The sequence below is a fragment of the Mesorhizobium sp. WSM4311 genome, assembly GCF_002295115.1.
Lineage (GTDB): Bacteria > Pseudomonadota > Alphaproteobacteria > Rhizobiales > Rhizobiaceae > Mesorhizobium.
Genome location: NZ_NSFV01000003.1, coordinates 289,213 through 315,899, shown reverse-complemented (window position 1 = coordinate 315,899; position 26,687 = coordinate 289,213). Strand labels below are relative to the sequence as shown.

General features: G+C 63.3%; 30 protein-coding genes. 28 read left to right on the top strand and 2 right to left on the bottom strand.

Going from position 1 to position 26,687, the window contains the following annotated elements:
* Positions 1-53 precede the first annotated feature (53 nt).
* The 4 genes from CK226_RS08840 (at position 54) to CK226_RS08825 (ending at position 2,693) form a co-directional block, all read left to right on the top strand.
* Positions 54-1,097, top strand: a complete 1,044-nt coding sequence (locus tag CK226_RS08840) for an enoyl-CoA hydratase/isomerase family protein (RefSeq protein ID WP_095791604.1) — start codon at positions 54-56, stop codon at positions 1,095-1,097.
* Entirely contained in the window at positions 1,094-1,516 is a 423-nt protein-coding gene (locus CK226_RS08835; protein WP_095770445.1) for a DUF6163 family protein, read from the top strand. The genes CK226_RS08840 and CK226_RS08835 overlap by 4 nt, the downstream gene beginning before the upstream one ends.
* A gap of 238 nt (positions 1,517-1,754) precedes the next feature.
* On the top strand, positions 1,755-2,270 hold the full coding sequence (locus CK226_RS08830) for a winged helix DNA-binding protein (protein ID WP_008875359.1): 516 nt from the start codon (positions 1,755-1,757) through the stop codon (positions 2,268-2,270).
* 45 nt (positions 2,271-2,315) lie between these two features.
* Positions 2,316-2,693, top strand: coding sequence for a hypothetical protein (locus CK226_RS08825; protein WP_245437696.1), 378 nt, complete (start codon positions 2,316-2,318; stop codon positions 2,691-2,693).
* Positions 2,694-2,722: 29 nt separating this feature from the next.
* Here CK226_RS08825 and CK226_RS08820 read toward each other — a convergent pair whose 3' ends face one another.
* Positions 2,723-3,424, bottom strand: coding sequence for a hypothetical protein (locus CK226_RS08820; protein ID WP_143750382.1), 702 nt, complete (start codon positions 3,422-3,424; stop codon positions 2,723-2,725).
* A gap of 191 nt (positions 3,425-3,615) precedes the next feature.
* Between CK226_RS08820 and CK226_RS08815 the strand changes: the two genes are divergently transcribed.
* The 16 genes from CK226_RS08815 (at position 3,616) to CK226_RS08740 (ending at position 20,410) form a co-directional block, all read left to right on the top strand.
* The gene (locus CK226_RS08815) at positions 3,616-4,869 is read left to right on the top strand and encodes a murein L,D-transpeptidase (RefSeq protein ID WP_095770442.1); all 1,254 of its coding nucleotides are present in this window, start codon (positions 3,616-3,618) and stop codon (positions 4,867-4,869) included.
* A 309-nt stretch (positions 4,870-5,178) separates the two neighbouring features.
* Positions 5,179-6,822, top strand: coding sequence for a Na+/H+ antiporter (locus CK226_RS08810; RefSeq protein WP_095791602.1), 1,644 nt, complete (start codon positions 5,179-5,181; stop codon positions 6,820-6,822).
* Positions 6,823-7,015: 193 nt separating this feature from the next.
* Positions 7,016-8,329 (top strand): serine hydroxymethyltransferase, encoded by a 1,314-nt coding sequence (gene glyA, locus CK226_RS08805; protein ID WP_095770440.1) that lies wholly within the window; start codon positions 7,016-7,018, stop codon positions 8,327-8,329.
* Between the two features lie 223 nt (positions 8,330-8,552).
* Positions 8,553-9,005: a hypothetical protein gene (locus CK226_RS08800; RefSeq protein ID WP_245317961.1), complete on the top strand. Its 453-nt coding sequence runs from the start codon at positions 8,553-8,555 to the stop codon at positions 9,003-9,005.
* 26 nt (positions 9,006-9,031) lie between these two features.
* Complete coding sequence (locus CK226_RS08795) at positions 9,032-9,361, top strand: GlpM family protein (RefSeq protein WP_019857610.1); 330 nt, start codon at positions 9,032-9,034, stop codon at positions 9,359-9,361.
* A gap of 95 nt (positions 9,362-9,456) precedes the next feature.
* A complete protein-coding gene (gene nrdR, locus CK226_RS08790; protein ID WP_010915593.1) occupies positions 9,457-9,936 on the top strand; it encodes a transcriptional regulator NrdR in 480 nt (159 codons plus the stop codon).
* A 2-nt stretch (positions 9,937-9,938) separates the two neighbouring features.
* Entirely contained in the window at positions 9,939-11,069 is a 1,131-nt protein-coding gene (ribD, locus tag CK226_RS08785) for a bifunctional diaminohydroxyphosphoribosylaminopyrimidine deaminase/5-amino-6-(5-phosphoribosylamino)uracil reductase RibD (protein WP_179301000.1), read from the top strand.
* Between the two features lie 12 nt (positions 11,070-11,081).
* Positions 11,082-11,699, top strand: coding sequence for a riboflavin synthase (locus CK226_RS08780; protein ID WP_095770438.1), 618 nt, complete (start codon positions 11,082-11,084; stop codon positions 11,697-11,699).
* Between the two features lie 109 nt (positions 11,700-11,808).
* Positions 11,809-12,303: a 6,7-dimethyl-8-ribityllumazine synthase gene (gene ribH / locus CK226_RS08775; RefSeq protein ID WP_095770437.1), complete on the top strand. Its 495-nt coding sequence runs from the start codon at positions 11,809-11,811 to the stop codon at positions 12,301-12,303.
* A complete protein-coding gene (gene nusB / locus CK226_RS08770; protein ID WP_019857616.1) occupies positions 12,300-12,800 on the top strand; it encodes a transcription antitermination factor NusB in 501 nt (166 codons plus the stop codon). Before ribH ends, nusB begins: the two co-directional genes overlap by 4 nt.
* Positions 12,797-14,014, top strand: a complete 1,218-nt coding sequence (locus CK226_RS08765) for an MFS transporter (RefSeq protein ID WP_095791601.1) — start codon at positions 12,797-12,799, stop codon at positions 14,012-14,014. Before nusB ends, CK226_RS08765 begins: the two co-directional genes overlap by 4 nt.
* Before the next feature lie 180 nt (positions 14,015-14,194).
* Positions 14,195-15,106: an ABC transporter substrate-binding protein gene (locus CK226_RS08760; protein WP_095770435.1), complete on the top strand. Its 912-nt coding sequence runs from the start codon at positions 14,195-14,197 to the stop codon at positions 15,104-15,106.
* Positions 15,107-15,161: 55 nt separating this feature from the next.
* Entirely contained in the window at positions 15,162-16,325 is a 1,164-nt protein-coding gene (locus CK226_RS08755; protein WP_095788440.1) for an ABC transporter permease, read from the top strand.
* Positions 16,322-17,260, top strand: coding sequence for an ABC transporter ATP-binding protein (locus CK226_RS08750; protein WP_095788441.1), 939 nt, complete (start codon positions 16,322-16,324; stop codon positions 17,258-17,260). The genes CK226_RS08755 and CK226_RS08750 overlap by 4 nt, the downstream gene beginning before the upstream one ends.
* Positions 17,257-18,006: an ABC transporter permease gene (locus CK226_RS08745; RefSeq protein WP_095791600.1), complete on the top strand. Its 750-nt coding sequence runs from the start codon at positions 17,257-17,259 to the stop codon at positions 18,004-18,006. The genes CK226_RS08750 and CK226_RS08745 overlap by 4 nt, the downstream gene beginning before the upstream one ends.
* A gap of 262 nt (positions 18,007-18,268) precedes the next feature.
* Positions 18,269-20,410 carry a sodium-translocating pyrophosphatase gene (locus CK226_RS08740; protein WP_095770431.1) on the top strand — a complete coding sequence of 714 codons (2,142 nt, stop codon included), beginning with the start codon at positions 18,269-18,271 and terminating at the stop codon, positions 20,408-20,410.
* Between the two features lie 231 nt (positions 20,411-20,641).
* Here the strand turns inward: CK226_RS08740 and CK226_RS08735 are convergent, their stop codons facing one another.
* Positions 20,642-21,157, bottom strand: coding sequence for an outer membrane protein assembly factor BamE (locus CK226_RS08735; RefSeq protein WP_027046739.1), 516 nt, complete (start codon positions 21,155-21,157; stop codon positions 20,642-20,644).
* 115 nt (positions 21,158-21,272) lie between these two features.
* Between CK226_RS08735 and CK226_RS08730 the strand changes: the two genes are divergently transcribed.
* The 8 genes from CK226_RS08730 to CK226_RS34810 all read left to right on the top strand — a co-directional run bounded on the left by CK226_RS08730 (position 21,273) and on the right by CK226_RS34810 (position 26,579).
* Positions 21,273-21,818, top strand: a complete 546-nt coding sequence (locus tag CK226_RS08730; protein ID WP_095791599.1) for a ubiquinol-cytochrome C chaperone family protein — start codon at positions 21,273-21,275, stop codon at positions 21,816-21,818.
* The gene (locus CK226_RS08725) at positions 21,818-22,366 is read left to right on the top strand and encodes a DUF177 domain-containing protein (RefSeq protein WP_095770429.1); all 549 of its coding nucleotides are present in this window, start codon (positions 21,818-21,820) and stop codon (positions 22,364-22,366) included. The genes CK226_RS08730 and CK226_RS08725 overlap by 1 nt, the downstream gene beginning before the upstream one ends.
* Before the next feature lie 111 nt (positions 22,367-22,477).
* On the top strand, positions 22,478-23,548 hold the full coding sequence (gene plsX, locus CK226_RS08720; protein WP_019857626.1) for a phosphate acyltransferase PlsX: 1,071 nt from the start codon (positions 22,478-22,480) through the stop codon (positions 23,546-23,548).
* Between the two features lie 9 nt (positions 23,549-23,557).
* On the top strand, positions 23,558-24,529 hold the full coding sequence (locus CK226_RS08715; RefSeq protein WP_095791598.1) for a beta-ketoacyl-ACP synthase III: 972 nt from the start codon (positions 23,558-23,560) through the stop codon (positions 24,527-24,529).
* A gap of 102 nt (positions 24,530-24,631) precedes the next feature.
* Positions 24,632-24,955 carry an integration host factor subunit alpha gene (locus CK226_RS08710; protein WP_010915609.1) on the top strand — a complete coding sequence of 108 codons (324 nt, stop codon included), beginning with the start codon at positions 24,632-24,634 and terminating at the stop codon, positions 24,953-24,955.
* A 211-nt stretch (positions 24,956-25,166) separates the two neighbouring features.
* Positions 25,167-25,706: a MerR family transcriptional regulator gene (locus tag CK226_RS08705; RefSeq protein ID WP_027046741.1), complete on the top strand. Its 540-nt coding sequence runs from the start codon at positions 25,167-25,169 to the stop codon at positions 25,704-25,706.
* 120 nt (positions 25,707-25,826) lie between these two features.
* Positions 25,827-26,129 (top strand): hypothetical protein, encoded by a 303-nt coding sequence (locus tag CK226_RS08700; RefSeq protein WP_095770897.1) that lies wholly within the window; start codon positions 25,827-25,829, stop codon positions 26,127-26,129.
* Between the two features lie 36 nt (positions 26,130-26,165).
* The gene (locus CK226_RS34810; RefSeq protein WP_210202232.1) at positions 26,166-26,579 is read left to right on the top strand and encodes a hypothetical protein; all 414 of its coding nucleotides are present in this window, start codon (positions 26,166-26,168) and stop codon (positions 26,577-26,579) included.
* Positions 26,580-26,687 lie beyond the last annotated feature (108 nt).

The window sequence follows — 26,687 nt, the reverse complement described above, 5'->3', positions numbered from 1 at the left end:
GCGCCGCCTTTAGCACTTCAGTCCCGCAGGCGCGGGGGAGGGATTCTCTGGCGATGGATTTTGATGGAGGCGACGAAATTCGCTTCGAGCGCTTTGGCAGGGCCGGTGTCGTCACGCTGACGCGACCGCAGGCGCTCAATGCCGTCACCCATCGCATGGTCAGGGCGCTGGGCAAGGCCCTGCATGCCTGGGAGCGCGACGACGGCGTGGACGTCGTCCTGGTCAAGGCCGAGGGCAGGGCGTTTTCGGCTGGAGGCGACATCCTGCACATTTATGAAGCCGGCCGGGCTGGAAAGCTGCCGGTCGAGTTCTTCGCCGACGAGTATAGGCTCAACGCCCGCATCAACAGCTTCAAGAAACCCTATGTGGCGCTCATCGACGGCATCGTCATGGGCGGCGGCGTCGGCGTTTCCTTTCACGGCTCGCACCGGGTGATGACCGAGAATGCTCAGTTCGCCATGCCGGAGGTCGGCATCGGCTTTTTCCCGGATGTCGGCGCCAGCCATCTGTTGCCCGACCTTGGCGGCTCGTTCGGCATGTATCTGGCCCTGACCGGCAACCGCATCCGCCATGGCGATGCGCTGTGGTCGGGGCTGGCCACCCACACCATCAAGGCCGAGGACCAGGCCAGCTTTCTCGATCGGCTGGTGCTTACCGGCGATCCGGAATCGGTGCTGCGCGGTTTCTTCGTCCCGGCAAAGCGGGAGACCGACAGGCCGACGCTGGAAGCGATCTCCCGCCATTTCGCCCAACCGTCGCTGCAGGATATCATCGATAGCCTGGACCGCGCGGCGGGCACCGACGAATTCGCGGCAAAGACGCTGGCGACGATGCGCACGCGCTCGCCCACCAGCCTTCGCGTCGCCTGGCGGCAGATCAGCGCCGGGCAGACCTTGTCGATGGACGAGTGCATGAAGATGGAGTTCCGCATCCTCAACCGCATGCTTGCCGGCCACGATTTCTACGAAGGTATCCGCACCGCCATCATCGACAAGGGATCGAAGCCGCAATGGCGGCCGGCAACGCTCGATGCGGTCGGCGAGGCGGATGTCGAGGCCTATTTCGCCCCGCTCGGCGAACGGGAACTCCCGCTATGAACGAGGTGACGTCGAGACGCGTCGTCCTGCAGCCCTCGACGGTCGAGGTGATCTTCGCCTGGTTCCAGCGCGTCATATCAGGCTACTGCCTGCTGTTCGGCATCCTGTACTGGATCAAGCTGATCGGCTTCTATCCGGGCCCGCTGTGGCGCTTCGACCTGATGCCGGTGCATTGGCAGGTGGCGGCGGTGATGCTCGCCGTGTTTTTCCCCTTTGCCGCGGCGGGGTTGTGGATGCTGGCCTCGTGGGGCCCGGTGATCTGGTTCATCTGCGCGGTCACCGAGACCGTCATGTATGCCGGGTTTCCCGAGCTTTTTGGCCATCGGCCGCTGATCGTCGTCTCGCATGCGGCGGTGGCGCTGCTCTACATCGTCTTTCGCGTCGTCATCTGGCTGCAGAAACGCCCCGTCCGGCACTAAGCCGTTGAGGCCGTTGACGACTTGGCAAACGCCCGGATTGAGCCCTGCGATAAGTGCCTAAGCCTTTAGGTTAATTATCCTTACTCGGGTGACCGTTCGTTAAGCCTCTTCCGAAACCTCTTACCGGTAAGCTCTTGTTAGCCCTAGCGTTTAAGTCGAATTTTATGAGTATTCGATAGTGTCGCGATCAAGGTGAAAAACAAAAAATCACCAGGGCGACAAACGAGAGGCAAAGACAATGATCAATTCGCGTCCGGCGGCGAAGACCGCCAACGTTTCCGACGACCGCCGCGAGGCTATCCGCTCGCTGTACATGGAATCGCTGCAGCTCGTCGAGCGGCTGCACCGCCGTCTGCTTGATGTCATCAAGGACGAATTCGACCGCAACGGCCGTTCCGACATCAATGCCATCCAGGCGCTGCTGCTCTTCAACATCGGCAATTCCGAGCTGACCGCCGGCGAACTGCGCTCGCGTGGCTACTATCTCGGCTCGAATGTCTCCTACAATCTGAAGAAGCTGGTCGATCTCGGCTTTATCAACCACCAACGCTCGCGCATCGACCGCCGTTCGGTCCGCGTTTCGCTGACCCCGAAGGGCAATGAGGTGGCCGAGGTCGTCGCCGGTCTCTATGAGCGCCATGTCGGCTCGATCGAGCAGGTCGGCGGCATCAACACCGACGAGTTCAAGCAGATGAACCGCGCCTTGCAGCGCCTCGACCGCTTCTGGAACGACACCATCGCCTACCGGATGTAAGCCATCCACATCAGATCTGGCCCGCGCCACAGAAGCGCGGCCGAAATGTCGACCTCTGGTCAAGGCTGGTGCCGAAAGGCATCGGCCCTTTTTCTTTTCCTGATCCCTTGGAAGGATTCCTTCGCAGCGGAAGGCAGTTCCCCATGTGACAACAATGACTCGATCGTGACGTTTACCGACAAGGCAGTGGAGATGTGGGAGGTGGGCTGCACGTTGGACAAGGTGCAGAAGATCAACCGCCTGGATGTCGTCATCCTGGACATGTCGTGTACGGATGGTGAAAGCACGGATGAGAGACGGGAACTGTTGCTCAAACTGGAGGATAGCAAGGTCCTGCGCTATCCTCAGTATGAGGTGTTGCAAAGATGTTCGGAATTGAGGGCGCAGCCAAGTCCGGACCCAAATGTTGCAACTCCACGCTGAGGGATCGTGCGATAGTCAGCCAGATAGGATTACGGCTTCAGCGGACAGAATTTCTCGTGGAAATAGGTAAGCGCCTGTTCGGCCGGGCCTGGTTCGCCGAAGAACGGGCCGATTGTTTCGGGTTCTCGCGTCAGGTCGCAGCTTCCCTCGGTGTCGGTTGAGCAGGATTTCACCAGTCCCTTGAGCGAGATGGTTGAAGGCGGACTGTCGAACGACAGGGCGGTCACGTTACCAAGCCGAACTTCGTAGGTCAGGCGGTAGTAGATGTCGCCGTCCTCCTCGAACTGCTGTTCTGCCTTGTAGGTGCAATCGTCCAGCCTGGTGACGATGAACCTGATCGTTTCGGTTTTGTCGCCGACCTCGTTCGGGCCCGTGCTGGTGAAGATAGCCGGCGATCGGGACACCTGCTTCATCGGTTCGTCGGCCTGCTGCCCGTATTTGGGGATCGCGCCCTGTTCCAGGCCGTGCACGAAATAGGCGACCGTCTCCTCCGGCGTTGGACTGCTGCCGTTTGGACCTCCGGCCAAAGCGAAGGCCGCGACGACTGAAAGGACACCAGGCATGGTCTCATTCCTCGCTTTGGACTGGCTTGTCAGTGTATCATCATCGGCCTGCGGTTCATCGGTCGATGTCGCGGCCGCCGATCGCGCGTCGGTACCGAAAAAGCACGGGCTCTTCATTTCGCTGCGTCGCCCGATGCAAATCGCGGGCCAAGGCCACGTTGCCGCCATATTCCAATGGAACCGAGGATGCCGGTGAAGCTGCGGTCAAGGCTGTGTGCGTTCACCTGGAACCGGACGGTGCGTCACGCGTTTGTGGCCGAACCGATGCGGACATGGTTGGCTAATTGTTAAGATTGCCAACTTTAGAGTGCGGGCAAAATCGCCCCTGATCGAATGCTACAAGAATGTCTGGAACGTCCATGAGAACCAGCCGCCGCTTTTTCCTTTCCGGAGCCTCATTGCTCGCCGCCGCCATGGTGGCCGGCCGTGCGAGCGCGCAGGATGTGATCGGGGATATCCTGAAATCCTCGGCCCGCGGCAATTGGGACGACCAGTTCGACGCTCGCGCCAGCGAAGGCGGCAAAGTGGCCTCGACGCTGCCGATCTTCAGCCCGCAGACCGTCGCCTTCACCGAGCAGGCGGTCGCGCAGTACCAAAACATCGTCGGGCAGGGCGGCTGGGCAGAGGTCCCCGCAACCAAGAAACTGCAGCTCGGTGTCGATGATCCCGATGTCGTGCCGCTGCGCAAGCGTCTGATGGCTGCGGGCGATCTGTCGCAGAGCGCCGGCATCTCGACCGCCTTCGATTCCTATGTCGACTCGGCGGTCAAGCGCTTCCAGTTGCGCCATGGCCTGCCGGCCGACGGCTCCATGGGCAAGTACACCTATGCCGCGATGAACGTTTCGGCGCAGATCCGGCTTGGCCAGTTGCAGACCAACCTGCAGCGGCTCAAGGAGAAGGCCGGGACGCTCGGCAGCCGCTACGTGCTGGTCGACATTCCGGCCGCGCAGATCGAAGCGGTCGAGAACGACCGTGTCGTGCTCCGCCACACCGCGATCGTCGGCAAGATCGATCGGCAGACGCCGATCGTCAATTCCAAGATCAACGAGATCATCGTCAATCCGTACTGGAACGCGCCGGTCTCGATTGTGCGCAAGGACATCATTCCGCTGATGCGCAAGAATCCCGATTATCTGAAGGACAGCCATATCCGCCTGTTCGCGCCGGACGGCAGCGAGGTCGATCCGCTCACTGTCGACTGGTCGACCGACGACGCCGCCAAGTATCGCTTCCGCCAGGATCCTGGCGCGGGCAACGCGATGGCCTCGGTCAAGATCAATTTCCCCAGCCCCGACGGCGTCTACATGCACGATACGCCGCAGCAGAGCCTTTTCGGCAAGATGATGCGTTTCGATTCCTCGGGCTGCGTGCGCGTGCAGAATGTGCGCGACCTCGTCACCTGGATCCTGCGCGACACGCCGGGCTGGGACCGTCAGCATTTCGAGGCGGCGATCAAGACCGGCGAAAACACGCCGATCCAGGTCACCAACCCGGTTCCGGTCCACTTCCTCTATCTCTCGGCCTGGTCGACGGCCCCGGGGGTCGTGCAGTTCCGCGACGACGTCTACGCGCTCGACGGCGCCAGCGAACTGCAGATTACCTCTTCACTCTAAGAGACTGACAATTTTGACGAAAGGCCGTTCGAAGGGGCGGCCTTTCGTTTGCAGGGTGGTTAGATCAGCCGTTGGTTGACCAACCGCGCCATCGCTTGCGCGCGGTTGACGGCGCCGAGTTTGCAACATTGTTGACGCGGAAGCGGACGGTCGCTTGGGCAACGCCTTTTGCATGGACGGCCTGCCGTCCGCGCGGTCCGCTTTTTCTATACCGCAAACATAGGCCGGCCTCGGCCATCGCCGTTCCGGCGCTGTCTGGACGCGAGGACGACGATTGCGCATGGTTCGCAAAACAGCCGGAATCGTGCCATGCAAGCCGCTATCTTCGTCCTCGTCGTGCTGGTCTTCGTCGCTGTTTCCGGCGCGCTGGTGCGGCTGGTGCGGGTGCCGCTGCCGGTCCTGCAGATCGCCATAGGTGCTGCCCTTGCCTGGCCGGTGCGCGGCATTCATGTCGAGATCGATCCGGAGCTGTTCCTGCTGGTGTTCATTCCGCCGCTGCTGTTCAGCGATGCCTTCGGCGCGCCCAAGCGCGAGCTGATGGCCCTGCGCGGGCCGATCCTCGACCTTGCCATCGGCCTCGTCTTTTTCACCATTGTCGGTTTCGGCTATGCCTTGCACTGGCTGGTGCCGAGCATTCCGCTGGTCGTGGCCTTCGCGCTCGCGGCCGTGCTGTCGCCGACCGATGCGGTGGCCGTCTCCTCGATCGTCGACAGGAACGTCGTCCCGGCGCGGCTGATGCACATTCTGGAAGGCGAGTCCCTGCTCAACGATGCGTCGGGCCTGGTCATGTTTCGCTTTGCCGTCGCGGCGGCATTGACCGGCAGTTTTTCCTTTGCCGCCGCTTCGCTGAGTTTTGTCTACGCAGTGGCGGTCGGTATCCTGGCCGGCGTGGCGGCCTTGTTCGTCGCCGCCAAGACGCTGCAACTCCTCAACCGCATAGGCGGCGTGCCCGCCGAGGCGCAGGTGCTGATCACCGTCCTGCTTCCCTTCGTCGCCTATCTCGGCGCCGAGCATTTCGGGGCCTCGGGCATCCTGGCCGCGGTGACCGCCGGTCTCTTGACCGGAAGCACCGGCATATTCCGCTTTCTCGGCGTCTCGGCGCGCATGCAGACGATCTCGCTGTGGACGACGTTTTCCTTCGTCTTCAACGGCGCGCTGTTCATAGTGCTCGGCCTGCAGCTTCCCGAAATCATCCGCAAGGTGCCACCGGAGCTGTCCAGCCGCCATTGGCTGCTCGAGCCGGTGCTGACGGTCCTTCTGCTGACCCTTTGCCTGATCGCGCTCCGCTTCGTCTGGATTTGGATCGGCGACATTACGGCGGGTTTTGCGGCGCGGCTCGGCAAGCGTAAGACCGAACCGTTCGGCCTGCGCGTGCGGCTCGCCGGGTCGGTCTCGGGCGTGCGCGGCGCCATCACGCTGGCCGGCATATTGTCGCTGCCGCTGGCCCTCCAGGACGGTTCGCCATTCCCCGCGCGCGACCTGGTCATCTTCCTCGCCGCCGGCGTCATCATCTGCTCCCTTGTGATCGCCAGCCTGGCCTTGCCGGTGATCGCGCGCGGGCTGGTCGAGCCCGGCGAAGACGCCGGCGCCGCCGAGGAACGCATGGCTCGCGTTGGCGCTGCGAAGGCGGCGATCGCCCACCTCGAAAGCATCGCCCAGACGGATGAAGAGGAGGGCGATGTGCCCGGCCTCAAGCTCGCCGCCGCCAACGGCATTGTCGCGGCCTATCGGCGCCGCATCGCGGCGTCCGACGAGGCCGATGAGGCGCGCGCCGAAGTGCGGGAGGCGGGAAGGCTGGAGATCGATCTGAGGCTCGCCGGCATCGCCGCCGAGCGTGGCGCCTTGCGCGCCATGCTTCGCCGCGGCGAGATCAACGACCACACAGCGCGGGCGCTGTTCACCGAGATCACCCTGACGGAAGCCCTTTTGAACGGCAGGCAGACACGGAAATAGCACCGGCGGTGCTCGGCGGCTGCGGATTTGCAGTCTCTGCCGCAAACCGGCCAGCAAATTTCGCGCCGCAAACGTGGCGGGTCGAAAACAACTGTGTTAATGGCGCGGCAATGCGTGTCGCCCAAAAGTGTGCAGCGGTTTTGGGGCAACGATAAGCATAAACAAATTGCCCCGAACCGGAGGATTTCAGGCCATGGCAACAGCAGCGGCAGCGTCGAACAAATTCGAATCCTTCTTCGAAACCACGCTGGAAGACGCCGATCCGGAGATTTTCGGTGCCATCCGCAATGAACTCGGTCGCCAGCGCCACGAGATCGAGCTGATCGCCTCGGAAAACATCGTTTCGCGCGCGGTGCTCGAGGCGCAGGGGTCGATCATGACCAACAAATATGCCGAGGGCTATCCGGGCAAGCGCTACTATGGCGGCTGCCAGTTCGTCGACGTGGCCGAGGAACTGGCCATCGAGCGGGCGAAGAAGCTGTTCGGCTGCAATTTCGCCAACGTCCAGCCGAACTCCGGCAGCCAGATGAACCAGGCGGTGTTCCTGGCGCTGCTGCAACCCGGCGACACCTTCATGGGCCTCGACCTCAATTCCGGCGGCCATCTCACCCATGGCTCGCCGGTCAACATGAGCGGCAAGTGGTTCAAGGTCGTCTCCTATGGCGTGCGCAAGGAAGACCATCTGCTCGACATGGACGCGATCGAGAAGACCGCGCATGAGACCAAGCCGAAGCTGATCCTGGCCGGTGGCACCGCCTATTCGCGCATCTGGGACTGGAAGCGCTTTCGCGAGATCGCCGATGCGGTCGGCGCGTATCTGATGGTCGACATGGCGCACATCGCTGGCCTGGTCGCGGGCGGCGTGCATCCCTCGCCATTGCCGCACGCCCATGTGGTGACGACCACGACGCACAAGTCGCTGCGCGGCCCGCGCGGCGGCATGATCCTGTGCAACGACGAAGAGATTGCCAAGAAGATGAATTCGGCGGTGTTCCCCGGCCTGCAGGGCGGCCCGCTGATGCATGTCATCGCCGCCAAGGCGGTGGCCTTCGGCGAGGCGCTTAAGCCGAGCTTCAAGGTCTATGCCGAGAGTGTGGCCGCCAACGCCAAGGCGCTGGCTTCGAGCCTCAAGGAGACGGGCCTCGACATCGTCTCCGGCGGCACCGACAACCATTTGATGCTGGTCGATTTGCGCCCCAAGAACGCCACCGGCAAGCGCGCCGAGGCAGCCCTTGGCCGCGCCAACATCACTTGCAACAAGAACGGCATTCCCTTCGATCCGGAAAAGCCTTTCGTCACCTCGGGCGTGCGCCTGGGCACGCCGGCCGGCACCACGCGCGGCTTCGGCCAGGCCGAATTCCGCGAGATCGGCAAGCTGATCGCCGAAGTGCTGGATGGTCTCAAGGTCGCCAATTCGGACGAGGGCAATGCCGCGGTCGAGGCGGCGGTCAAGGCCAAGGTCGTGGCGTTGACCGATCGTTTTCCGCTCTATCCGTATCTCGGCTGACCGTCCTTATCGATTGACCAGGCGCGAAGCGTCATCTTTTATCCGCCGGCGGCGCGCCACCCCTGATCGGGTGGCGCATGGAACTGGAGAAACGATGATGGGCAATTTTCGTATCGCGTTACTCGGCGCTATCGGCTGGCTGGCCGTCTGTGGGCCCGCTTCGGCGCAGACACAGCCCGCTCCGGACATGCCTGCCACGAGCACCTTCGGCCGATGGACAACCATGGTCGATACACTCGATACCGGCCAGGATGCGCACAAGACCTGTGCGGCTTCGACGGCGTTCTTCGACGCGAATGGCAATTCAGGCACGCTGACCTTGTCGATCTCGACCGGCGATGCGCTGCCGCCTGATGCCTATCCCGCCATCATGCTCACCGTCGACAACAAGCAACTGCCGACCGGCAAGAAGATCGCGGCGACGTTCGGCGATCCCGGCGTCAAGGTTTCGGCAACGGTCTATTCCAACGATGCCGGCATCGGCCGTCCGAGCTGGACGGTCGACAACCAGGCCAAGACCAGTCTCGCGCTGCTGCGAGCCATGCGTCAGGTCGTCTCGCTCGACGTGACTTTCGGCAAGCAGGCCTTCGCCAGCATCCCGATGGACGGCTTCACCAAGGCCTACCGCAACCTCGGAACGTCTTGCGGCTTCCCGACCAAGGATGTCGCGCCGTGACGGCTCGGTCGCAGTAGGGACCGCGGATGGACATTGTCTGGAAGGGTGTGGTCGGCGGGCTGGTGACGGCGCTGATCGTCTGGGCGTCCAAGCGGGGCAATGTCCTGCCAGGTATCCTGCCGCTGGCGCCGACCTTTGCCGTCATTGCCTTGCTCGCCGTCGGCGCCAAGGGCGATCCGGGCGGTTTCCGCGATGCCTGCCTTGCCGGAATGAAGACAATTCCCGCCTATCTTGCCTTCCTCGGCGCCTGCTGGTTGTTCATCGACAAGGTCGACTATCGCCTGGCTGTTGCCGGCGGCATCGCCGTCTGGCTGGTTGCCGCGCTGGCAATCTTCCTCGCGCCCCGCTATCTCTGATGCTGCAGTCCGTTGAAGAGACGGAACGGCTTCAATCCCGGTCGGAAAGGCTCTAAGCCTTTCGCCTCACCAGATTCGCGAACCCAAGGCTCTCCATGCGCTGTCCCTATTGCCAGTCCGAAGATACGCAGGTGAAGGATTCGCGCCCCGCCGAGGATGGCGCGGCGATCCGCAGGCGGCGTGTCTGCCCCGATTGCGGCGGCCGGTTCACCACCTTCGAACGCGTCCAGTTGCGCGATCTGGTCGTGGTCAAGAAGTCGGGCCGTAAAGTGCCGTTCGACCGCGACAAGCTGCTGCGCTCGGTCGAGATCGCGGTGCGCAAGCGCAATGTCGATCCCGAACGCATCGACCGCGCCGTGACCGGCATCGTGCGCCAGCTTGAAAGCTCCGGCGAGACGGAAGTGGCCTCCGGCGAGGTCGGCCGGCTGGTCATGGAGGCGCTGAAGTCGCTCGACGACGTCGCCTATGTGCGTTTTGCCTCAGTCTACCGCAATTTCCGCGAGGCCAAGGATTTTCATGAACTCCTGGGCGAGCTGAAGGGCGACGAAGACAAGAGTGAAGAGGACGCCGGCTGAGCATGGCAGCATCGCAACTGAGCGAGGCCGAACAAGCGGCCCTTGATCGTCGTTTCATGGCCGCCGCCTTGCGGCTTTCGCGCAGGAATGCCGGCCGCACCTCCACCAATCCTTCCGTCGGCACGCTGATCGTGCGAGATGACGGCGCGGGGCCGATGATTGTCGGCACCGGTGTCACCGCGGTCGGCGGCCGGCCGCATGCCGAGACCGAGGCGCTGGCCGAGGCCGGCGCGCTCGCGCGTGGTGCCACCGCCTATGTCACGCTAGAACCTTGCGCGCATCACGGCCGCACCCCGCCTTGCGCCATCGCGCTGGTCAATGCCGGCATTGCGCGCGTCGTGGGGGCCGCCAGCGACCCGGATCCGCGTGTCTCCGGCAAGGGCTATGCCATCCTGCGCGCCGCCGGCATCGAGGTGGTGGAGAAGGTCCTGGCCACGGAAGCCGCCGAGCAGATGGCGGGTTATTTGATTCGATCTCTGCGAAAACGTCCGGAAGTGACGCTGAAGCTTGCGCTTTCGAGCGATGGCCAGATCGGCAGGAAAGGCGCCGGCCAGGTCGCAATCACCGGCGAGATCGCGCGCCGCGACGTCTATCTGATGCGCGCGGAGTCCGACGCCATACTGATTGGCATCGGCACGGCGCTGGAAGACGATCCGGCGCTGACCGTGCGTCTGCCGGGGCTGGAGAACCGTTCGCCGGCGCGCATCATCCTCGATCGCCAGATACGGCTCCCGGAAGCCTCGAAGCTGGTTTCCGGTGTCGACCGCGTGCCGCTTTATGTCGCTGCCTGTCTTGAAGCCGATCCGCACCGTCGCGCCGCGCTCGAGCGCGCCGGCGTACGCTTCATCGGCACCGAAACCCATGACGGCGTCGTCGCCTTGCCGGAACTGCTCGAAGACCTGGCGGCGCTCGGCATGGCAAGCGTGCTGGTCGAGGGCGGCGCCCAGGTCGCCAAGGCATTCCTCGACGAAGATCTGGTCGATCGCATCGTGTTGTTCCAGGGGCCGGAGGCTATTGGCGAGGATGGCATTGCATCGCCGGTCGATGCCGACCATATCCCGGCAGGCTTCCGCAAGTTGCGCGAGATGCGCTTCGGCGAGGACAGCTACGCCGAGTGGGTAAGGGACCTCTAGGGATCAGCATCGATGTTTACCGGAATTGTCACCGATATCGGCACCGTCGCGGCCATCAAGCCGCTCAGCGAAGGCGTCGGCTTGCGCATCGATACCGCCTATGACCCCGAAACCATCGCCATTGGCGCCTCGATTTCTTGTGGCGGCGTCTGCCTGACGGTCACGGCGCTGCCCGAACATGGCTCGAACGCGCGCTGGTTCGAGGTCGAGGCCTGGGAAGAGGCCTTGCGGCTGACCACGGCGTCGAGCTGGAAATCCGGCACCAAGGTCAATCTCGAACGGGCGCTGAAGATAGGCGACGAACTCGGCGGCCACATCGTATCGGGCCATGTCGACGGCGCCGCCGAGATCGTCGAGCGCAAGGACGAGGGCGACGCGGTGCGCTTCACGCTTGAGGCACCGCGCCATCTGGCCAAATTCATCGCGCCAAAGGGCTCCGTCGCGCTCGACGGCACCTCGCTCACCGTCAACAAGGTCGAGGGCACCCGCTTCGACGTGCTGTTGATCCACCACTCGCTGACCGTGACCACGTGGGGCGAGCGCAAGGTCGGCGACCGCGTCAATCTCGAGATCGACACCATGGCCCGCTATGCGGCACGACTGGCGGAGGCGGCGAAAGAGGGGCTCTAGAAAGTCTGCCGGACCGGCCGGTCCAATGCGTCTGACACACTCCAGCAATCTTCCGCTTGCGATCAATCCGGCTTCGGCCTAAGTCACCGGCAACCCCCCGGAGACTTTTATGGCTGGTACATCCCAACACGGCAAAGCCTTCATTCGTCCGAAGGCGAAGGCGCATCTGCTGATTGTCGAAGCGCGCTTTCACGACGACCTTGCCGACGCGCTGCTCGACGGCGCGACGAGCGCGCTCGATGAAGCGGGCGCGACTTACGACGTCGTCACCGTTCCAGGTTCGCTCGAAATTCCCGCAGTGATCACCTTCGCGCTGGACGGCGCGGCGGAAGGCGGCACCAATTACGATGGGTTTGTCGCCCTCGGCACGATCGTCCGTGGCGACACCTATCACTTCGATATCGTCGCCAATGAATCCAGCCGCGCGCTGATGGACCTGTCCGTGCAGGACTCGGTCTGTGTCGGCAACGGCATCCTGACCACCGAGAACGACGCCCAGGCATGGACGCGGGCCAAGCGCTCGGAAGGCGACAAGGGTGGCTTTGCCGCGCGAGCGGCGCTGACCATGATCGCGCTCAAGGAACAATTGGGAGCGCGATCGTGAGCGAGCCCGCTTCGCCCGGACAGCCCGCTGTGCGCCATGCCAACAAGCGTGGCGCGGCCCGTCTGGCCGCTGTGCAGGCGCTCTATCAGATGGATGTCGCCGGCAGCGGTGTCTTCGAGATCACCGCCGAATATGAGGCGTTCCGGCTTGGCAAGGAAGTCGACGGCGCGCTCTATCGCGAGGCGGATGCGCAATGGTTCCGCGCCATCCTGACCGGCGTCGTCGAGAACCAGAAGACCATCGATCCAGTCATCCGCCAAGCATTGACCGATGATTGGCCGCTGTCGAGGCTCGATTCGACGCTGCGCGCCATTATGCGCGCCGGCGTCTATGAATTGATGAAGCGCGAGGACGTGCCGGTGGCGGTCATCGTTTCGGAATATGTCGACATTGCCAAGGCCTTCTACGAGGAAGACGAGCCGAAACTCGTCAATGCCGTGCTCGACCGCGTGTCACGCCGGGTGCGCGGCGAGGGGCGGGGCAAGGACGCATCGTGACGGCCATCGCCATCGAGACGGGCAGGGAGGCGCGGCGCACCGCGTTAATCCTCGCCGCCTCGCAGGCGATTATCGGCTCGGCGGCACCCATCGCCATTTCGATGGGCGCGCTGGCCGGCCAATACCTGCTCGGTGCCGACAAATCGCTGGCCACGGCGCCGATCACCGGCTTCAACATCGGCGTCGCGCTCGGCGCCTTGCCCGCCGCGGCCATTATCCGCCAGCTGGGCCAGCGCGGCGGCTTCATGACCGGAACCGTCGTCACCGCGCTTGGCGGCCTGATTGCCACACTGGCGCTTTTCCACGGCAGTTTCTGGTTGTTCGCGTTCGCGCTGCTGGTGATCGGCATCGGTGGCGCCTTCGTCCAGCAATTCCGCTTCGCAGCCGCCGACAATGCGCCTCCGCAGTTCAAGGCGCGCGCCATCTCCTTCGTGCTGGCCGGCGGCATTGTCACCGCCATCCTCGGGCCGCAGATCGTCATCTTCACCCGGGAACTGTTCGCACCGGTGATGTTTGCCGGATCGTTCGCCTCCATCCTGCCGCTGGCAGCCGTCGGCGCGATGATCCTGTCGTTTCTGCGCCTGCCGGCGAAGGCGGCGAGCAAGGTTGACGTTTCCGGCGGCGATGCCAGGCCCCTGTCCGAAATCGTCACCAGGCCGCGCTTCGTCGCCGCGCTGTTCTGCGCCGTCGGCAGTTACGCGCTGATGAGCTTCGTCATGACCGGCGCGCCGCTGGCCATGGTCGGTTGCGGCCTGTCGGAGGACGATGCGACGCTGGGCATTTCATGGCACGTCATGGCGATGTTCGCGCCGAGCTTCTTCACCGGCTCGCTGATCCATCGCTTCGGCGCCGAGCGCATTGTCGCCATCGGCCTGATCATGCTCATCGGCTGTGCTGCCGTGGCCTTGTCGGGCCTGGCGCTGTGGCAATTCTGGACCTCGCTGATCCTGCTCGGCCTTGGTTGGAATTTCGGCTTCATCGGCGCCACCGCCATGGTCGCGGCCAGCTACCGGCCGTCGGGAAAGGGCAAGGTGCAGGGGTTCCACGACTTCGTCCTGTTCGGCTCCGTCGCCTGCGCGTCGCTGCTGTCGGGCATGGTCTACAATGCCTGGGGCTGGGAGATGCTGAACTGGATGATCTTTCCGGTCACCGTTCTGTGCTTCGTGGCCCTCGGCGCACTCAAGTTGACGGCTCCGCGCAACGCGCGCACCTGATCCCAAAACTGCTGTCGAACTGGCATGATGCTGTCAGGATTGCTTCGGTTGAATTTGCCGATCTGAAACAAAATTATTGCGCCTGTGCCTATTGTTATGAAACCGTGTGCCCCGACTGGCCGTTGAAGCCATGCTCATATGCGGCCGCCGCATTCCGGTTCACAGCAAAGGGTTTTCACGATGTTTTCAGTCAAGGTTTTCGCCGGCGCGGCATTGGCGCTGGCCATCACGGCAGCTTCCGCCAGTGCTCAGGTGGTGGTCTCCTCGAAGATTGACACCGAGGGTGGCGTGCTCGGTAACATCATCCAGCTCGTTCTCAATGCCAACAACATCAAGACATCGGACCGCATCCAGCTCGGCGGCACGCCGGTGGTGCGCAAGGCGATCACCGCCGGCGAGATCGACATCTATCCCGAATACACCGGCAACGCCGCCTTCTTCTTCGAGAAGGCCGACGACCCGGTCTGGAAGGACGCCGCCAAGGCCTATGAGACGGCCAAGAAGCTCGACTACGACGCCAACAAGATCGTCTGGCTGTCGCCAGCGCCGGCCAACAACACCTGGGCGATCGCCCTGCGCAAGGAAGTGACGGACCAGAACAAGCTCGTGACGCTGTCGGACTTCGGCAAATACGTCGCCGGCGGCGGCAAGGTGGTGCTCGCGGCTTCCGCCGAGTTCGTCAATTCGGCGGCCGCCCTTCCGGCCTTCCAGACCACCTACGGCTTCACGCTGAAGCCGGACCAACTGATCACGCTTTCGGGCGGTGACACCGCGGCGACCATCGCCGCGGCCGCCAACCAGACCAGTGGCGCCAACGCCGCCATGGTCTACGGCACCGATGGCGGCATCGCGCCGTCGGGCCTTGTCGTGCTCGAGGACGACAAGGCCGTGCAGCCGGTCTACCAGCCGGCGCCCATCATCCGCGAATCCGTGCTCAAGCAACATCCCGAAATCGAGACGCTGCTGAAGCCGGTCTTCGCCAAGCTCGACCTGGTCACGCTGCAGGAACTGAACGGCCGTGTGCAGGTTGGCGGCGAGCCGGTCAAGGGCGTCGCCGAGGACTTCCTGAAGAAGAACGGCTTTCTGAAGTAGGACGATTCCGGCGCGCCGCTCGCGTGGCGCGCCGGAACGACCGACGGGGGAGGGCGTGAACATCCGTTTCGATAAGCTCGGCGTGGTGATTGCCGCGATCGCGGCCTATGCGGCGTTCCTCGCTCCCTTCGCCACGTTCCGCGCCAATCGGATCGTTCCGGGCCAGGCGCGCTCGATTCTCGAGGCGCTGCCGGCAACCGCCGGGCCATTGCTGATGGCTATCGTGATCGTCGCGGCGCTCACAGCGCTCTTCAGGACACCGCTTATGCTGCGCCTTGCGTCCAGTGTCGTGGCGCTTGCCGCGCTCGCGCTGCTCGTCGGCGTCGCTGGCACATTCTTGACGCCGGCCGGCAATACCCTTGCCAGGGTATCGCCGGCCTCCGGTTTCTGGGTACTCATCTTTGCCTTCACGCTTTTGCTGGCGGACGTGCTGACGAGGCTGAACCTGTCGCCATGGGCCCGTGTCGGTGTGCTGGTTGCCGCCGCCGGGGCCATTGGGCTGCTCTTGGTGTCGGGGGCCTGGAACGACCTTTCCATCCTCAAGGAATACGCCAACCGCGCCGACAGTTTCTGGGTCGAAGGTTCCAAGCATGTGACGCTGGCGCTTGGCTCGCTGCTTGCGGCGGTCGTCGTCGGCCTGCCGCTCGGCATACTCTGTCATCGTGTCGAAAGGCTGCGGGCCGGTGTGCTCAACGTGCTCAACATCATCCAGACCATTCCTTCGATCGCGCTGTTTGGCCTGCTGATCGCGCCGCTCGGCTGGATCGCCACGCATGTGCCGGGAGCGGCCGCGCTCGGCATCAGAGGCATCGGCACGGCGCCGGCCTTCGTCGCCCTGTTCCTCTATTCGCTGCTGCCGGTTGTGGCCAACACCGTGGTCGGCCTCGCCGGCGTGCCGCGCGCCGCCAACGACGCGGCGCGCGGCATGGGCATGACCGACCGCCAGCGCCTGTTCGGCGTCGAATTCCCACTGGCCTTTCCGGTGATCCTCACCGGCATCCGTATCGTGCTGGTGCAAAACATCGGCCTTGCCACCATCGCAGCGCTGATCGGTGGCGGCGGCTTTGGCGTCTTCGTCTTCCAGGGCGTTGGCCAGACCGCGATGGACCTGGTGCTGCTCGGCGCGGTGCCGACCGTGGCGCTCGCCTTCGCTGCCGCCATCATCCTCGACGCAATGATCGAAATGACCGCCACCAAGCGCAGGGTTGACACGGCATGATCGAGATCGAAGGCATCACCAAGCGCTATGACACGACCACCGTCGTCGACGACGTCTCGATGGTCATCGAACCACGTACCATCGCCGTCATTGTCGGCACCTCGGGCTCGGGCAAGACGACGCTGCTGCGCATGATCAACCGGCTGGTCGAACCGACCGCTGGCATCATCAAGCTAGACGGCGCCGACAATCGTTCGGTGCCGGGCTACGAACTGCGCCGAAGCATCGGCTATGCCATCCAGGGCCACGGCCTGTTTCCACATCGCACCGTGGCGCAGAACATCGCCACTGTGCCGGTGCTGCTTGGCTGGGACAAGGATCGCATCAAGGCGCGCGTCGATGAGCTGATGACACTCTACCAGCTCGACCCCCAGGAATTCGGACCGCGCTATCCGCACGAACTGTCCGGTGGCCAGCAGCAGCGGGTCGGAGTGGCCCGCGCGCTCGCCGCCGAACCCAACGTGCTGTTGATGGACGAGCCGTTCGGCGCGCTCGATCCGATCATCCGCACCAAGGCGCAGGAAGATCTGCTGGCGATCCAGAAGCGCTTCGGCACCACCATCATCCTCGTCACCCACGACATGGAAGAGGCCGTGCACATGGGCGACAAGATCGCCGTCATGGATGCCGGCAAGCTCGTGCAATACGCCAAACCCGCTGAGATCCTGGCAAACCCGGCCAGCAGCTTCGTCGAGACCCTGGTCGGCGCCAGCGAAAGGCCGTTCAGGCTGCTGTCGCTGGGACGGGTGCGTGACGCGGTGGAGATCGGCGCCGCCGAGGGCGAAGCCATCCCCGGCGATGCCAGCCAGCGCGATGCGTTGGCTGAACTCCTGTGGACAGGCCGGCCAGCTCTGCCGGTCAAAGGCGCCGACGGCAAGCCGCTCGGCCGCGTTACGGTGGATGGGCTGGTCAAGCGGGCGGCGAGGCCGGCATGAAAGCCTGGCTGTCTTTGCTGTTCAGGCTTGCGCTGGTGGTGTTGCTTGTGGCGTTCGTCACCAGTCCGGACTGGTTTGAGCCGCTGCTCAAGCCGCTGACCGAGAACAACGCGCCGGTGATCTACAATCAGGGCAGCCTGCTGACGCTGACGCTGCTGCATCTGCGCATCGTGCTGATCGCCACCGTCGCGGCGACCATCGTTGCGGTGGCACTGGCCATCCTCGTCACCAGGCCGGCTGGCGCCGAATTCCTGCCGCTGTCGCGCAGCCTGGTCAATATCGGCCAGACTTTCCCGCCGGTGGCGGTGCTGGCGCTCGCCGTGCCGGCTGTCGGCTTCGGCGAGAAGCCGACGCTGATCGCTCTGTTTCTCTATGGCCTGCTGCCGATCTTCGAGAATGCTCTGACCGGGCTGACGACGCTGCCGGCCAATGTCGTCGAGGCGGCGCGCGGCGCGGGCATGACCGGCTGGCAAAGGCTCACCAAGGTCGAGCTGCCGCTCAGCGCGCCGATCATCCTGGGCGGCATCAGGCTCTCGGTGGTGATCAGCCTGGCCACCGCCACCATAGGCTCGACGGTTGCCGCCAAGACGCTGGGCGAGGTGATCATTGCTGGCCTTCTGTCCAACAACCTTGCTTTCATCCTGCAGGGCGGCCTGATCGTGGCGGCGCTTGCCGTGCTGATCTACGACGGATTGTCGGCGATCGAGCGCTATGCGGCGCGGCGCATGGGGCGCGAGGCGGAGTAGTCCTTTGGAAGCTGATGGCTTTGTCGGCACGATCCCCTTGCGTCATTTCAATCGATCTAAATGAGGGCCACGCCAGGCAGGGTCGTCGCGACTTTTGTCTTTTGGGCGAAAGCCGGGCAAAAACTGAACAATATCTTGACGTTCGCGGCACTGTTTCGCATACACCGATGCGAAGAGGCGGATTCCGTACGCGGGATTCCATCTTTATCTCATCGGCCCAGGGAGGGGTTCATTTGGGCCAACAATCGAGGAAAAATCGGCAATGACCATTATTTCCGCCGTCATCGCCTGCGGCTTGCTTTCTGTCCTGTACGCTATCTGGGCGACACGTTCGGTCCTTGCGTCCGACCAGGGCAACGCACGCATGCAGGAAATCTCCGCCGCCATCCGCGAAGGCGCGCAAGCCTATCTGGCGCGCCAGTACACCACCATCGCCACCGTCGGCGTGGTCGTGCTCTTGCTCGCCTGGTGGCTGCTTTCGATCACCGCCGCGATCGGCTTCCTGATCGGCGCCGTCCTGTCGGGCGCTGCCGGCTTCATCGGCATGCATGTTTCCGTGCGTGCCAACGTGCGCACTGCACAGGCGGCCTCCAACAGTCTGGCCGCCGGTCTCGACATCGCCTTCAAGTCGGGCGCCATCACCGGCATGCTGGTGGCGGGCCTGGCGCTGCTCGGCGTCTCGATCTACTACCTCATCCTGACCGGTCCCATGGGCCTGCAGCCCAATGACCGCATCGTTATCGACTCACTGGTCTCGCTCGGCTTCGGTGCCTCGCTGATCTCCATCTTCGCCCGTCTCGGCGGCGGTATCTTCACCAAGGGCGCCGATGTCGGCGGCGATCTGGTCGGCAAGGTCGAAGCCGGCATTCCCGAGGACGATCCGCGCAACCCGGCCACCATCGCCGACAATGTCGGCGACAATGTCGGCGACTGTGCCGGCATGGCCGCCGACCTGTTCGAGACCTATGCGGTGACGGTCGTCGCCACCATGGTTCTCGGTGCCATCTTCTTCGGCGGCACCGCCGTTCTCGGCGCCGCGATGCTCTATCCGCTCGCCATATGCGGCGCCTGCATCCTGACCTCGATCGTCGGCACCTTCTTCGTCAAGCTCGGGGCCAATGGTTCGATCATGGGTGCGCTCTACAAGGGCCTGATCGTCACCGGTCTGTTGTCGATCGCCGGCCTCGGCGTCGCCACCTCGGTATGCCTTGGCTGGGGCGAGATCGGCACGGTCGCCGGCATGGTCATCACCGGCAAGAACCTCTTCATCTGCGGCCTGATCGGCCTTGCGGTGACGGGTTTGATCGTGGTGATCACCGAATACTACACCGGCACCAACAAGCGCCCGGTGAACTCGATCGCCCAGGCGTCGGTCACCGGCCACGGCACCAACGTCATCCAGGGCCTCGCGGTCTCGCTGGAATCGACGGCGTTACCGGCCATCGTCATCGTCGGCGGCATCATCTCGACCTACCAGCTCGCCGGCCTCTACGGCACGGCGATCGCCGTCACCACCATGCTCGGCCTTGCCGGCATGATCGTTGCGCTCGACGCCTTCGGCCCGGTCACCGACAATGCCGGCGGCATTGCCGAAATGGCCGGTCTGCCCAAGGAAGTGCGCCACTCCACCGATGCGCTCGACGCTGTCGGCAACACCACGAAGGCCGTGACCAAGGGCTATGCCATCGGCTCGGCAGGTCTCGGTGCATTGGTGCTGTTCGCCGCCTACTCGAACGACCTGAAGTTCTTTGCCGCCAACGGCGACAAATATCCCTACTTCCAGGGCATGGGCGAGATTTCCTTCGATCTCTCCAACCCCTACGTCGTCGCCGGCCTGATCTTCGGCGGCCTGATCCCCTATCTGTTCGGCGGCATCGCCATGACGGCCGTCGGCCGCGCTGCGGGTGCCATCGTCGAGGAGGTACGCAAGCAGTTCCGCGAGGATCCCGGCATCATGGCCGGCACCTCCAAGCCGAACTACGCGCGTGCCGTCGACCTTCTGACCAAGGCGGCGATCCGGGAAATGATCATCCCGTCGCTGCTGCCGGTGCTGGCGCCGCTCGTCGTCTATTTCGGCGTGCTCTTGATCTCGGGTTCGAAGGCCTCGGCCTTCGCCGCCCTCGGCGCCTCGCTGCTCGGCGTCATCGTCAACGGCCTGTTCGTCGCCATCTCGATGACTTCGGGCGGTGGCGCGTGGGACAACGCGAAAAAGTCGTTCGAGGACGGCTTTGTCGACAAGGACGGCGTCAAGCATCTCAAGGGTACCGAGGCGCACAAGGCTTCGGTGACCGGCGATACGGTCGGTGATCCCTACAAGGACACTGCCGGCCCCGCGGTCAATCCGGCGATCAAGATCACCAACATCGTGGCGCTCCTGCTTCTGGCCGTGCTCGCGCACGGCTGACCCTGGCCGTCAGATAGAAACCCGCGGGGAGCGATCCCTGCGGGTTTTTGTTTGGCTCCGTCAGGTTCTACCGCCACTTCAAACCCGAAGATCCGCTCGATTTGACGCCGGCTCGCCCCGTCCTCGCCAGCGTGGCTCGCCTTGGCCAAACAAAAACCCGTGGGATCGCTCCCACGGGTTTTTGGTCGCCTGAGATGGTGCTGCTTCCCACGGGGAAGCAGGGTCTGATGATCAGGGAGTACCGCCGCCGGGGATGCCGGGCGCCAGCTTGCTGGCGCCGTTGATGATCTGGCTGAGGAAGTTCTGGTCCTTGCCGCCAGTCGGCGTGGTGCGCGAGATGAAGTCGAAAATCTTGCCGTCCTTCATGCCGTAATTGGCGATCTGGGTGACGCGGCCATCGGCGCCGAAATAGACCGCCAGAACTTTCTGGTCGACGAGCCTGGGCTTATCGAAGGCGACATAGCGCTTGCGCGTCTGCGAAATGTAATAAAATGCCTCGTTGTCGAAAGTCGCCGTGGTCGACGGCGTGCCAAGCGCCAGAAGCACCTGCTCACGGCTGGAACCGACTGGCACCGAATCGACGGCCTGCTGGTCGTAGACGTAACCTTGCGTGAATGTCTCGCTCGGATTGAGGTCGCCGATCATCTTGTTGGTGTGACACGCCGAAAGCGCCGAAACGACCAGCAGCAGCGAGATCGCGCCGGCAGGCCTGGACGAGAAGGTCGACTTGAAATTCAGCGCGCGCAACAACAATTCTCCATTATATCGCCGCAACTTGCGCTGGGCCGCAAAACCGGTAAACCAGCTTGCCTGCCGATGCAACAAGGCCAATTCAACAAACGGTCCCCGGGAGACCATCCCCATGTTCCAGCGCCTTTTTGGTCGCGAACGCCACGCCAACCGCGCCATAACGGACGCGCTTTACGCACAAATCGTGGCGGCGGCGCGGCAGACCGTATTTTATTCCCACTGGAATGTGCCGGACACGCCGCTCGGCCGTTTCGAGATGCTTTCGCTGCATATGTTCCTGTTCCAGCATCGCTTGCGCGGCGAAGACGGCGTGGCGCAGGAGATCGCCCAGGTGCTGATCGACGAGTTCTTTCTCGACGTCGATCATTCGCTGCGGGAACTGGGCATTGGCGATGTCGGCGTGCCCAAGCGCATGAAGAAACTGGCGAAGATGTTCTATGGCCGCACCGCCGCCTATGATGATGCGCTGGAAAGAAACGATCGCGACGGCCTGACCGCGGCACTTGCACGCAATGTCCGGCCCGATGCCGGCACGTGGCCGGAGGCGCCGCAATTGGCCGACTATGTCGCCGACGCCTGCCGGCAGCTGGCCGCGCAGCCGTCCGAATCGATCGTTTCCGGCGCGGCGGTGTTTCCGCTCGCCAAGGGAGGTGCTTGATGAAACATGCTGATCCGCGAAGCCCGGTTTCCTTTTTCGCCAATGTCGCCCGGCTGCCGCAGAAGGGCCTGCCGGTGGTGATCGAGGCCGACGCCGCCCAGCGCGCCGCGCTCGCCGAGGAGCACGGGCTGCTGTCGGTCGAAGCCTATCGCGCCGAACTCCTTGTCGTTTCCTGGAAGCGCAATGGCGTCAAGGTCAGTGGCCGTGTCGAGGCCGATATCACGCAGGCCTGCATCGTCACGCTCGACCCCGTCCAGGCGCATATCGACGAGCCGGTCGAGGCACTGCTGTTGCCCGAGGATTCCAAGCTTGGGCGGCAGGGGTTCGAGGGCGGTGGCGAGATCCTGCTCGATGCGGACGGGCCCGACAGCCCCGAAACATTCTCCGGCGACACCATCGATGTCGGGGCGCTAGCCGAACAGTTCTTCGGACTGGCCATCGACCCTTATCCGCGCAAGCCGGGCGCGTCGCTGGATGCCGGCGGCGATACCGAAGCGGCGGAGAATGAATTTCAGCAAAAACTGCGATCCTTGCTGGGAAAATCCTGAAAACCTCGCCCGCGATGGAAAAGTCGGTTGTGCGAAAAGCCAAAACCGCTATTTTCGCCGAACCTTTGCGATCGCTAAGCGACTGCCGCCTAACCGTGAGATGAATACCGCGTGATCAGGATTTCCATCGATGCCATGGGCGGCGATCACGGACCAGCCGTGGTCATTCCGGCGCTCATGACGGTCGCGACTCGCCGTCCCGACATCCGCTTCGTCATCTACGGGCGTGAGGAACTTGTGCGCCCCGAACTGGCCAAGTTCCCCAAATTGGCCGAGGTGAGCGAATTCTTCCATTGCGAGATCGCGGTCAGGATGGACGACAAGCCCAGCCAGGCGTTGCGCCATGGCCGCTGGAAGTCGTCGATGTGGAAGGCGGTCGAAGCGGTCAAGTCAGGTGCCGCTGACGCTTGCATCTCCGCCGGCAACACCGGCGCACTGATGGCGATGTCGAAATTCTGCCTGCGCACCATGGCCACCATCGATCGCCCGGCGATCGCGGCATTGTGGCCGACATTGCGCGGCGAAAGCGTGGTTCTGGACGTCGGCGCCACCATTGGCGCCGATGCGCAACAGCTCATTGATTTTGCCATTCTCGGCACCGGCATGGCGCGCGCCGTTTTCGGCATTGCCCGGCCCACCGTCGGCCTGCTCAATGTCGGCGTCGAAGAGATCAAGGGCCAGGAAGAGGTCAAGGAGGCAGGGCGCATGCTGCGCGAGGCCAACATGGCCTCGATGAACTATCACGGCTTCGTCGAAGGCGACGATATCGGCAAGGGTACGGTCGACGTGGTCGTCACGGAGGGCTTCGCCGGCAACATCGCGCTGAAGACCGCGGAAGGCACCGCTCGCCAGATCGCGGGGTATCTGCGCGCCGCGATGAGCCGCACCCTGATGGCCAAGATCGGCTATGTCTTCGCCAAGGGCGCCTTCGATCGCCTGCGCGAAAAGATGGATGTCGGCCGCTCCAATGGCGGCGTCTTCCTGGGGCTGAGCGGCATTGTCGTCAAAAGCCATGGCGGTGCCGATTCGGACGGGTTCGCCGCGGCGATCGAGCTCGGCTATGACATGGTGCGCAACAATCTGCTCGACCGCATCGAAGCCGACCTGGACCTGTTTCATGCACGCAACCCGCGTGCCCTGTCATCCCGGAAATCCGACGTCGTTACCGACGCGAAGGAATAGGAAAGAACTTTGATCAGATCAGTCGTGCGCGGCATGGGCGCCGCGCTGCCCCGCCGCATCATGAAGAATGCCGATTTCGAGGGCATGGTTGAAACCTCGGACGAGTGGATCGCCCAGCGTACCGGCATCCGCCAGCGTCATATCTCGGCCGACGACGAGACGACGGCTTCCCTGGGAGAAGCCGCGGCACGTGCCGCCCTTGCCAATGCCGGGCTGACGCCTGATGACATCGACCTGATCGTGCTGGCAACGTCGACGCCCAACAACACATTCCCGGCCACAGCGGTCGAGATCCAGAACCGGCTCGGCATGCATCACGGCTTCGCCTTCGACATGCAGGCGGTGTGTTCGGGCTTCGTCTATGCGGTCACGACAGCCGACCTCTACATCCGTGGGGGGCTTGCCAAACGTGTGCTGGTGATCGGCTCGGAAACGTTCTCACGCATCCTCGACTGGAGCGACCGCTCGACCTGCGTGCTGTTCGGCGATGGCGCAGGGGCACTTGTCCTGGAGGCGGGCGAGGGGGCCGGCACGATTGCCGACCACGGCGTCCTGGCGGCCAGCCTGCGCTCCGACGGCGTGCACAAGGACAAGCTTTTCGTCGACGGCGGACCGTCGACCACGGGAACGGTCGGTCACCTCAGGATGGAAGGTCGCGAAGTCTTCAAGCATGCGGTCGGCATGATCACCGACGTCATCGAGGCAACCTTCTCCGCCGCCGGCATATCGGCCGACGATCTCGACTGGTTCGTGCCGCACCAGGCCAATAAACGAATTATTGACGCATCCGCCAAGAAGCTCGGGATAGCAGAGCAAAAGGTGGTGGTTACGGTCGATCTGCACGGTAACACCTCGGCTGCTTCCGTGCCGCTGGCGCTGTCGGTGGCCGTTGCCGATGGCCGCATCAAGAAGGGCGACCTCGTCCTCCTGGAAGCGATGGGCGGCGGCTTCACCTGGGGCGCCGTTCTGGTTCGCTGGTAAGTGCCGAACGGCTCGGTTTCGGTCCTTGACCTTGCCGGATCAATTACTTAGGCTCTACCGTTGTTGTGCCGATTTTACGTTTTGAACTGATGGGACGGTCGCATGGGGGGAAAGACACTTACGCGTGCCGACCTGGCGGAGGCCGTCTACCGAAAGGTCGGCCTGTCGCGCACTGAATCCGCCGAACTGGTCGAAGCCGTGCTGGACGAAATCTGCGAAGCCATTGTGCGTGGCGAGACGGTCAAGTTGTCGTCTTTCGCGACGTTCCATGTCCGCTCCAAGAACGAACGCATCGGGCGCAATCCCAAGACCGGCGAAGAGGTGCCGATCCTGCCGCGCCGGGTGATGACGTTCAAATCGTCCAACGTGCTGAAGAACCGCATCTTGCGCTCTCACCAGAACAGCAAGGCAAAGGGCGGCAAATAGCCTTCATTGTACGGTTGAAAACCGGCCCCGCGATCACGCCGGGCTTGAATATTGCTTCACAAACCGCTGAAATAAGGCCCGATTCGGCAGCATGGCCGGATTGGTGTTCCGCGTATGATCCATTCCGCGCAAATGGAATGAGCGTCTCTTTGTTGAGACTGATCTCGCTGAAGACCGTTCCGGATCACGCTCCAGCGTGAGGATTTCGCCCATGGACAAGAGCCCTGACGCCTTCCGTACCATCAGCGAGGTCGCCGAAGATCTCGACCTGCCACAACATGTGCTGCGCTTCTGGGAGACACGCTTCAACCAGATCAAGCCGATGAAGCGCGGCGGCGGCCGTCGCTATTACCGGCCGCAGGATGTCGAACTGATCAAGGGCATCCGCCACATGCTCTACGACCAGGGCTACACGATCAAGGGCGTGCAGAAGTTGCTGCGCGAGAACGGCAATCATTTCCTGGTTGCAATCGGCAATGGCGACATGGCCGCGGTCGAGGCGATCTCGCAACGAAAGCAGGCCGATCAGGTGCCGCTGACGCCGGCGGCGCAGCCGCGCGGCGGCGATGACGAGCTGGTTGGTCAGCCAAGGGTCAAGCCGAGCCGTCGCTTTTTCGGTCTGGGCAAGAGCGATGAGGAAGGTCCGGTTCAGCCGGACTCGTCGAAACTGTCGCGCGACAATCGCGCGCTGCTGCAGGAGGCGCTGTTCGACCTCCTGGAATGCAAGCGCCTGCTTGACCAGGTGCGCTGACCGCGCGAAGCGCTCTGAAGCCTCGAAACCGGAACCCGCCTTGGGGTGAGGCGTTACGTTTCCTTCTGCAAGACGTCGTTCAGCAAGACGACGTCGCATGGCAAGACAAGGAAACGCATGATGGCATCTTTTTCGACCCTTTCGGACATCGACCTCGAAAAGCAGGTCGCGGCCCTTTCGAGGGAACTCGTGGCGTTGCGCAAGGCGGTGTCAAAGCGGGGTGGCGCCTACTATGAAGATGGCCGCGATGCCGCGCTCGACACATATTCGGATCTCGCGGGACGCCTGCGCGATGCGATGCCGGCAATCCGCAAACAGGGCAGGGTGGTCGAGAAATCGGCTCGTGACCATCCGGCAGCGGCCGCCGCGGTTGGGCTTGTGGTGCTTGGTCTGGTCGCCAGCCTGCTGTTCAGCCGGCGCTAAGGGCGCTCTCGGTCATAAGACAAGTGTTGGCGAAGCGTGAGCTGCCATCGCGCGACAGGCAGAGCGGTGCTGTCCATCCAGGAGATATCGGGCCTTGCCATCATCGGGATGCCTGGCCCTGTTCGCGAAGGCCTGGTGTCCAGCCTGGCATCGCATGACCAGGAGAAGACCAGCCTTGAACAAGAAACCAAGGCCGGTCGTCTCGTTGGCAGTCTGTATTTAGTAGGCCTTCTTCATGTGGTGGCGGTGATGAACGTAGTGGTGAACGCGGTGATGACGAACATGGTGATGATGGACGCGATGATGACGATGATGCTTTGCCATCGGGGCCGCATCGGCGCTCGTCGCACCGATGGCCGGCGCCGTGAAAGCGAGTGCAACTGCAAGCCCGAGGGCCGAGAGGAGGGACTTCTTCATGGATCGTTTCCTTCTTTCGCCGGCAGATCTTAAAATCGGGTCGATGGCCCGATCGCCGCGAATGGAATTACGCTCCTGTTTTTTTTCGTCAGTATTTCCCGATTGTAGAATTGTGTTTCCGGCCTGTTTCTGGGGAACCGG

Coding starts and splice junctions, on each gene's coding strand:
- ribD (WP_179301000.1), top strand. CDS start 9,939: ATGGCAGCATCGCAACTGAGCGAGGCCGAACAAGCGGCCCTTGATCGT.
- ribH (WP_095770437.1), top strand. CDS start 11,809: ATGGCTGGTACATCCCAACACGGCAAAGCCTTCATTCGTCCGAAGGCG.
- CK226_RS08795 (WP_019857610.1), top strand. CDS start 9,032: ATGGACATTGTCTGGAAGGGTGTGGTCGGCGGGCTGGTGACGGCGCTG.
- CK226_RS08840 (WP_095791604.1), top strand. CDS start 54: ATGGATTTTGATGGAGGCGACGAAATTCGCTTCGAGCGCTTTGGCAGG.
- CK226_RS08830 (WP_008875359.1), top strand. CDS start 1,755: ATGATCAATTCGCGTCCGGCGGCGAAGACCGCCAACGTTTCCGACGAC.
- CK226_RS08810 (WP_095791602.1), top strand. CDS start 5,179: ATGCAAGCCGCTATCTTCGTCCTCGTCGTGCTGGTCTTCGTCGCTGTT.
- CK226_RS08705 (WP_027046741.1), top strand. CDS start 25,167: ATGGACAAGAGCCCTGACGCCTTCCGTACCATCAGCGAGGTCGCCGAA.
- CK226_RS08725 (WP_095770429.1), top strand. CDS start 21,818: ATGAAACATGCTGATCCGCGAAGCCCGGTTTCCTTTTTCGCCAATGTC.
- CK226_RS08745 (WP_095791600.1), top strand. CDS start 17,257: ATGAAAGCCTGGCTGTCTTTGCTGTTCAGGCTTGCGCTGGTGGTGTTG.
- CK226_RS08820 (WP_143750382.1), bottom strand. CDS start 3,424: ATGGCGGCAACGTGGCCTTGGCCCGCGATTTGCATCGGGCGACGCAGC.
- CK226_RS08710 (WP_010915609.1), top strand. CDS start 24,632: ATGGGGGGAAAGACACTTACGCGTGCCGACCTGGCGGAGGCCGTCTAC.
- CK226_RS08825 (WP_245437696.1), top strand. CDS start 2,316: ATGTCGACCTCTGGTCAAGGCTGGTGCCGAAAGGCATCGGCCCTTTTT.
- CK226_RS08760 (WP_095770435.1), top strand. CDS start 14,195: ATGTTTTCAGTCAAGGTTTTCGCCGGCGCGGCATTGGCGCTGGCCATC.
- CK226_RS08700 (WP_095770897.1), top strand. CDS start 25,827: ATGGCATCTTTTTCGACCCTTTCGGACATCGACCTCGAAAAGCAGGTC.
- CK226_RS08780 (WP_095770438.1), top strand. CDS start 11,082: ATGTTTACCGGAATTGTCACCGATATCGGCACCGTCGCGGCCATCAAG.
- CK226_RS08835 (WP_095770445.1), top strand. CDS start 1,094: ATGAACGAGGTGACGTCGAGACGCGTCGTCCTGCAGCCCTCGACGGTC.
- CK226_RS08800 (WP_245317961.1), top strand. CDS start 8,553: ATGGTCGATACACTCGATACCGGCCAGGATGCGCACAAGACCTGTGCG.
- CK226_RS08740 (WP_095770431.1), top strand. CDS start 18,269: ATGACCATTATTTCCGCCGTCATCGCCTGCGGCTTGCTTTCTGTCCTG.
- glyA (WP_095770440.1), top strand. CDS start 7,016: ATGGCAACAGCAGCGGCAGCGTCGAACAAATTCGAATCCTTCTTCGAA.
- CK226_RS08815 (WP_095770442.1), top strand. CDS start 3,616: ATGAGAACCAGCCGCCGCTTTTTCCTTTCCGGAGCCTCATTGCTCGCC.
- CK226_RS08730 (WP_095791599.1), top strand. CDS start 21,273: ATGTTCCAGCGCCTTTTTGGTCGCGAACGCCACGCCAACCGCGCCATA.
- CK226_RS08750 (WP_095788441.1), top strand. CDS start 16,322: ATGATCGAGATCGAAGGCATCACCAAGCGCTATGACACGACCACCGTC.
- nrdR (WP_010915593.1), top strand. CDS start 9,457: ATGCGCTGTCCCTATTGCCAGTCCGAAGATACGCAGGTGAAGGATTCG.